General features: G+C 60.5%; 3 protein-coding genes, 1 tRNA gene and 2 rRNA genes. 1 reads left to right on the top strand and 5 read right to left on the bottom strand.

The annotated features are described in order from the left end of the window. Together RT91_RS21700 and RT91_RS18270 are read right to left on the bottom strand one after the other, a co-directional pair. A partial coding sequence (locus RT91_RS21700; RefSeq protein ID WP_240314352.1) for a DUF6444 domain-containing protein occupies window positions 1-411 on the bottom strand: 411 nt, incomplete at its 3' end. Window positions 412-449: 38 nt separating this feature from the next. After that, window positions 450-2756 carry an AAA family ATPase gene (locus tag RT91_RS18270; RefSeq protein ID WP_082468656.1) on the bottom strand — a complete coding sequence of 769 codons (2307 nt, stop codon included), beginning with the start codon at window positions 2754-2756 and terminating at the stop codon, window positions 450-452. Between the two features lie 546 nt (window positions 2757-3302). Between RT91_RS18270 and RT91_RS20925 the strand changes: the two genes are divergently transcribed. Continuing rightward, complete coding sequence (locus tag RT91_RS20925; protein ID WP_082468657.1) at window positions 3303-5012, top strand: recombinase family protein; 1710 nt, start codon at window positions 3303-3305, stop codon at window positions 5010-5012. On the opposite strand, the gene RT91_RS18255 is transcribed toward RT91_RS20925, so the two are convergent. From RT91_RS18255 to RT91_RS18245, 3 genes are all read right to left on the bottom strand, one after another. Beyond that, a tRNA-Met gene (locus RT91_RS18255) sits at window positions 4969-5045 on the bottom strand. The two genes, RT91_RS20925 and RT91_RS18255, sit on opposite strands and share 44 nt — an antisense overlap. A gap of 27 nt (window positions 5046-5072) precedes the next feature. After that, a 5S ribosomal RNA gene (gene rrf / locus RT91_RS18250) occupies window positions 5073-5187 on the bottom strand. A gap of 90 nt (window positions 5188-5277) precedes the next feature. After that, window positions 5278-5577: ribosomal RNA gene (locus RT91_RS18245) — 23S ribosomal RNA — on the bottom strand; the annotation flags it as partial.

Here is a 5577-nt window from a genome sequence, read left to right as displayed (position 1 = left end):
CAGATCGATCTTGGCGTAGCGCTGCGCGAGGCGCTGATCCGCGTCAGTCAGCCCGGCACGGCAGTGCTGGCAATGCGCCGCCTTCGCGATCACCGTCTGATCGGGGTTCTCGGCAAGCAAGCGACCGCCACCCTCACGGCCGAGACTGCCTTTGCGGGGCCCCTTGCGCGGACTTTTCTCGGGCCGGTTTGGCTTCTGCCCGCGCGATGGCGGCAGGCTCGAATTGTCCGGCCGCTTCGGCGGTTCGTTTAGCCGCGCCTCCAACTCCGCAATCCGGCGTTCCGCATCCGAAAGCCGGATTGCCAGTTCCGCGTTCCTGCGCTCGGATGATTGCAACGCGTCCCATAGCGCGCGGATCAGCGCGTCTTTCTCAGCGTGCGATAGGAGAGACAGGTCAGGAAGCTCGTTCACGCCTCCCGTCGAATCGTATCCGCCGTGGTCACGTCAATTCACAATCGATTCAACTTATCGACGGACCAGGATGAGCAGATACCCGCATCTTGCCCGTTATTCGGCATCGTAGGTGCAATCTCCATCTGAGCCACATCGGCTGTCGGCACAGCCTCTGTGCCCATCATCATGTGGTAGTGCTGGGTGTGCCCGGTTTCCTCGAAAATGCGCCTAAAGACCCCAAGATAGGATTCCACCGTGGCGGCATCGCTGGAGACATAGAGATCGTCATGCGCGCTGTGCGAGCCGTCGTTCACCCATGAAAAGAGCGAGGCACAGATTACCTTAGCGCGGCCCTCAAATTTTTCGATAATCTTGTCCTTGTCCATGTTGCCAAGGATTTTGAAATAGTTCTCCAGAATGCGGCGCAGCGTGTTCTGAATGGTAAGGTTGGATCGGTTCTCGTTACGCACCTCTGACCAGAGCAGTTCGTAGGATGTCCTGATCGGATTGTGTTCGAAGGATTCCAGTATCGAGACATCGTCGATCTTCTTCACGATCCAGAACGTCTCGTGCGCGCGACGTTCCCTTTTTCGGTCCGGGTCGAATGACACCTCCTTGTGGAAATAGATGTTGTGGGTGAGCACGAACACCTGGCGGATCAGGCTGTTCCGCGCGTGACACAGCTCGAACACGCGTTTGATCAGGCTGGAAACTATGAACAGGATATCGCTGTCGAGGCTCGAAACCGGATCGTCGAAAACGATGACCCGGTTGCTCGTCATACCAAACTCAGTAACGCTGCCACGGATGAGGTGATAGAAATACAGGAAGGTCACGAACGTCTTCTCGCCTTCGCTCAAGCTCCTGACGGCGTTGCTCCCATCGAGGCGCACGATCTCATACAAATTACCCTGATCGCCCGCCGTCGCTAGCTTGAAGCCGCGAAAGCCAAATGAGGTGAGCAGCGCATTGATCTCGGTCACGGTGGGCTGAACGCTCGTGATGCGCTTCTCAAGATCGCGTAGCGTCTTCTGCGCTTTGGCGAGGTCGCCCTGCTTTGTCTTCAAACTTGCCTCAACGCCGCTGATGGCGGCGTCCACACTCGTCTTGCTGGCATTGTAGGCATCGAGGACGCCCATGGCCTCTTCCAGAAGGCACTTCCAGATTTCGGCCGTAAGGATCGCCCGCTGATTACCTATATCGTCAACGGTCCGGTTGTGTACGGCCACGGCCACGTTCGCAGCCGTGACTAACTCCCGCACCTCCGCGAACAGCTCGGTGTTGTTCTCTAGCGTGACGACGGCACTCGGCTCCTTCTGCTTCCGCGCGATGTGCTGTCCGTTGAGCGCCAGTCGTGCGGTCACACGCTCGACCAATCCGGTCAACTCATCCGAGTTGATATACCGTGAACCGGCTTGCGAGATGCTGGCGAGGGACTGGAGGTAAGCTGCGCCCGCCGCTTCGTATCCGGCAACAAGGCGTGCGATATCCGCGATGTCACGATTATAGGCTTCATCGAAATAATTGCCGATGCGCTCCGCGAGATGAGCCTCGACATCCTGCTGGCAGAACGGGCATTGCGGCGCGCTCTGCGCGAAGTAGCCAATGCCCTGCTTAACCCAGTCACTGTTGCCGAGCCGATCGATCAGACCGGCGATATCGACATCGCCTTGGCCGACGACCTTTTTTGCGAGGATTGGCAATACTTCCAGCCGCGTCAGCTCGGCACTATCGGGCACGCGGAATGCGCTCTCCCGCGTGAGGCCCTTTTCGAAAATGACGGCCGCACGCTTTTTCAGATCATCGAGCGGGTGAATAGCAGCCTTGTTGGAAGACCATTCGCTGAGGATTTTATCGCAGAAGCTCGCCTTCGAGCCGCGCACGCCCGTGAACGCTGCCTGGAAATCAGCATCGTGGCGATTCTTGAGTTTCCAACATTCGTTCTCGATATTCTCGCGCAGGGCGGCACGCTCACCCAGCTTGCCGGGGGCACCATCCTTCCCGTTCAACACGATATTGCGCGCGCTGATTTCACGCTCGATGTCCGCAACGACCTTCCGAGCCTGCTCTATCTGGTCCAGCACCGAAGCCTCGTGCTCACCCAGCGTGAAGATGCCGGGGAGGCTGGATCGGAAATTCCGCTCCACGAAATCGGCGTTGTAAACGAGGCACTCAAGAGGCCGCTGGTTGGCCCAGCGGACCGCGCAGGCCGGGTGATCGGCCGGGGCGGCGATCGCGCGAGAGATGCTGGTTTTGCCCGAACCGTTCGCGCCGTAGATGAAGTTTATCTTTCGGAGATCGGTAAGATTCTGGCCTTCCGCGCTGTAGCTAGCGCATCCCGCGATTTTTAGCTCTTCAATCAACGGTGCCCCCTATATGCCGCCCAAAATTTGGTTTGGTGGCAATAGTAGGAATACCGCCAGCGTGTGTTGGTCAGCAAGGCTAAGTAAGAGTGTGTGAACAGTGACCGTGTTGCCAGTCTTCGGGTTCGAAACCTGCCGGCCCGCTCCCGGCCCGACCAGGTCATCGGCCGCACAGTAGGCTCGTGCAATCGGCGGTGAGGCACCGCCGTGGCGCTATTTTGAGCCACTCGTCGGCCGGTTTCCGCTCGACCGGATTCTTGCTCTTAATGAACGAGGTCATGACCGATGCAGTTCGACATGACCATGATTCCCACGAGGCGCTGAGTCGCGCATGCGATCCGGCCCCGCAGCTGGCTGAGACCGCGGCCCCACACGACGACGCGGTGATCGAGGCCGCGTTGGTCGCGCTGGCCCGCCTTCTGGGTCGCCGCACCGCCCGGTCATGTAGTTGTGACGAGCGTCTTTCAGCATCGGGACCTTCAATCCCCTCTTCCCTCAATGCACCGGCAGGTTAGACTCCGGACGGAAGACGCAAGGAGTCCCGGCATGACCGTGCGAGTTGCATTGTACGCCCGCTTTTCCAGTGACCTGCAGAGTGCGGCCTCGATCGAGGACCAGCTGCGGCTGTGCCGTGAACATGCGGATCGGCAGGGCTGGCGGGTGGTGGACAGCTACGCCGACCGGGCGATTTCCGGGGCGTCCCTGCTCCGGCCTGGCATCCAGGAGCTGATGGCCGACGCGGGCCGCGGCCGGTTCGATATCGTGCTGGCCGAGGCAATGGACCGCCTGTCGCGCGACCAGGAGGACATTGCCGCGCTGTTCAAGCGCCTGCGCTTTGCCAATGTCTCGATCGTGACGCTGGCCGAAGGCGAGATCGGCGAGATGCATATCGGTCTCAAGGGCACGATGAACGCGCTGTTCCTGAAGGACCTCGCCGACAAGACGCGCCGGGGCCTGAGAGGCAGGGTCGAAGCAGGACGCTCCGGTGGTGGCAACTCATATGGATATGACGTGGTCCGCCAGTTCGGCGCCGATGGCGCGGCGAAGACCGGCGAGCGGACGATCAACGGAGCACAAGCCGAGGTCGTGCGCCGGATTTTCAGGGAATTTGCTCATGGCAAATCACCGCGCGCGATCGCCGTCCAGCTGAACAAGGAGAAGATTCCGGGGCCGCGCGGTGAAGGCTGGAGCCAGAGCACGATCAACGGCAACGCCGAACGCGGCACCGGTATCTTGAACAACGAACTCTATATCGGCCGGATGGTGTGGAACCGGCTGCATTACATAAAGGATCCGGCCACCGGGAAGCGGGTTTCACGGCTGAACGATCCCGGCAAATGGGTGATCACCGAGATCCCAGCGCTGAGGATCATCGACGACGAGCTTTGGGCCGCGGTCAAGGAGCGACAGGGCAACATGCGCAAGGCGACCCGCCCGGACATGGCCACGGAACCAAGTGCCCGCAGCAACTCGTCGGGGACAGAATTCTGGCGCCACCAGCGGCCCAAACACCTTCTCACCGGCCTGATGCGGTGCGGTGTGTGCGGTGGCGCCTACAGCAAGATCAGCGCGACATTGTTCGGTTGCGCGGCGGCGCGGAACAAGGGCACCTGCGACAACCGGCTGAACATCCGCGGCGACCGGCTCGAAGCCATCGTGCTGGACGGGCTGCGCCACCGGCTGATGGACCCGGCGCTGTTCAGGGAATTCACCGCGGCGTTCGTCGCCGAGCAGAATGCCGCCAGCGCGCAGAGGCGGGCGCATTTTTCAGGGATGCGGGAGGAACTCAAACGCATCGAACACCGCAAGGCCCGGATCATCGATGCGATCGCCGAGGGCATGCCGGCGTCCAGCCTGCGCGACGAGATGATCCGGATCGAGGCCCGCAAGGCCGAACTGACCGAACTCCTCGCCCGCGAGACCGTGCCCGAACCTTCGCTTCATCCCGCGATGGCCGAACTCTACCGCGAGGCGGTCGCCAACCTGCACGAGGCGCTGCAGGATCCGACCACGAAGGACGAGGCATTCAGTATCATCCGCACGCTGATCGAGGCGGTGATCCTGGTGCCGGAGGGCGCGGAACTGAAGGTTGAACTCCGGGGCGCGCTGGCGGGGATACTGCGTCTTGCGTCAGGGGGCGGGAACGACAAAAGCCCCGGCGCTGCTGCATCGGGGCTTGGTTCTGTTTCTGTTCTTGAGGCGCAAATCAAGATGGTTGCGGGGACAGGATTTGAACCTGTGACCTTCAGGTTATGAGCCTGACGAGCTACCGGGCTGCTCCACCCCGCGGTGGATGAGGTTACGATAGGCTGGAGGACCTGGCGGCGACCTACTCTCCCGTGCCTTGAGGCACAGTACCATGGGCGCTGGGGATTTTCACGGCCGAGTTCGGGATGGGATCGGGTGCAGGCTCCCCGCAATGGCCACCAGGTCGTCCAGCCTATCGTTGTTTCTGGGCTGGTGTGGATTTGGCGTGTTGTGTGAGTTGTGTTGGTGTTTGTGCATGGTGGGGGTGGTTGAGATATTCAAGTTCTATCGGGTGATTAGTACCGGTTAGCTGAGCGCGTTACCGCGCTTATACACCCGGCCTATCAACGTGATGGTCTGTCACGACCCTCGGGGAGACCTAGTTTTGAGGTGGGTTTCCCGCTTAGATGCTTTCAGCGGTTATCCCGTCCATACTTAGCTACTCGGCTGTGCCACTGGCGTGACAACCGATGCACCAGAGGTATGTTCATCCCGGTCCTCTCGTACTAGGGACAAATCCTCTCAAGTCTCCAACACCCRMGGCAGATACGGGACCGAACTGTCTCACGACGTT

The sequence above is a fragment of the Acidiphilium sp. JA12-A1 genome, from assembly GCF_000724705.2.
GTDB classification, from domain to species: domain Bacteria; phylum Pseudomonadota; class Alphaproteobacteria; order Acetobacterales; family Acetobacteraceae; genus Acidiphilium; species Acidiphilium multivorum.
This window is presented reverse-complemented; position numbering and strand designations above follow the sequence as displayed.